Consider the following 1,429-nt stretch of genomic DNA (forward strand, 5'->3'; position numbering starts at 1 on the left):
TTTTCCCGCATTGTTGACACTTCCCATTCCTATATTTTTTTGATATTGCATTTCATTAGACCGTTACTGCCATTATTTATACCAGAAAAAATCCTTCCGCTATTCCTTCGGTTTGGCCCGTTCGTTTCCAGGTAAAGGGTGCGACGCTTCTCTTCATAATTGATTTATCAAACCTATACCATTGCAAATGTAACAGATCATTCGGTAAGCTGAACACCACCCTATTTGCCATTACCGATACATTATTTACTTATAGACAAAAAACATAATTCAATTTGTTAATTTAGAAATTTTGCACTATCTATGTCATATAGAAACCAACGGTACACCTCAAAAAGGAACTGACTCATGAAAGTCATTTTTGAACACCAATCCAACCCGTCGGGAGAGGGCTTCCTGGTAAAAGAGTACATACAACGTTATTTTACGTCGCCCTTCCATTTTCATGACGTACATGAATTGATCTGGATCAAAAGAAGCCATGGGAAACTGTACGCCGGCAAAAATATGATGAATTTCCAGGATGGGGATATTTACCTCTTCGGACCGGGATTCGGCCACTGCTTCTACAACGAAAAAGCATTCATAGAACTGGGAGAGAAAGCGCATGCCATCGCCATATTTTTCCGGTCGGATTTTTTAGGTACCGGGTTTTTCGGAAATACCGAGTACGTAAACATCAAAGAAATGTTGGACAAAGCAGGCTTTGGCCTGCATATTGCAAACGGGCCGGGTCATCTCTACGATCTGTTCGGTTCACTTACCCAAAAGAAAGGGATGGACAAACTGGTCACTTTTCTTCAGCTTCTCAACGAGATTTCCAAAATCCCGCCAACCCGGGCAAGGATGTTGAACGAAACACAGTCGGCCATGAAACTGACTAATAAAGACTCGGCGAGGCTGGAGCCGGTGCTTAAATATGTCATGGAAAACTTCCGTGACGAGCTGGACAGCAAAACTGCCGCCAGCTTAATCCACCTCAACGATGCCGCCTTCTGCCGCTATTTCAAACGGCGCATGGAACAGACTTTTTCTCAGTTCGTCAGCAGCGTCCGCATTACCCATGCCATGAACCTGCTGCTGACAGAAGACTGGGATGTTTTACGCATCTGTTACGAATCCGGTTTCAAAAACCTTTCCTATTTCAACCGCCAGTTCCGCGAAATAACCGGGCAAAGTCCTAAAGAATACCGGCGTTCCTTTCAGCAATCGAAAGAACACCTGATCATGGATAACCAATCTGATTAAAGGCACTTTTTTGGCCGTTTTCCGAAGACAGAAAACCACACAGCGGCACTAAAAATAGGGATCATTATTTTCCGGAAAAACGTTTCCGATAAAATCATTTTCCTATCTTAGCCTGCAAACAAATCATTCACTATTTAAACAACGAACTGCCAACAAGCGGTTTGAACGCAAGCGGGGGTTA

Annotated in this window: 1 protein-coding gene; it reads left to right on the plus strand. The window is 43.2% G+C overall.

Features of this window, described 5'->3' with window-relative positions:
* Positions 1–348: 348 nt before the first annotated feature.
* Complete coding sequence (locus NGM62_RS21840) at positions 349–1,248, plus strand: AraC family transcriptional regulator (protein WP_262250422.1); 900 nt, start codon at positions 349–351, stop codon at positions 1,246–1,248.
* Positions 1,249–1,429: the final 181 nt, after the last annotated feature.

The organism is Parapedobacter soli (assembly GCF_025460835.1).
Lineage (GTDB): Bacteria > Bacteroidota > Bacteroidia > Sphingobacteriales > Sphingobacteriaceae > Parapedobacter > Parapedobacter soli.

What these genes read in the sequence shown, in the direction of transcription:
- NGM62_RS21840 (WP_262250422.1), top strand. Translation starts at nt 349, where the DNA reads ATGAAAGTCATTTTTGAACACCAATCCAACCCGTCGGGAGAGGGCTTC.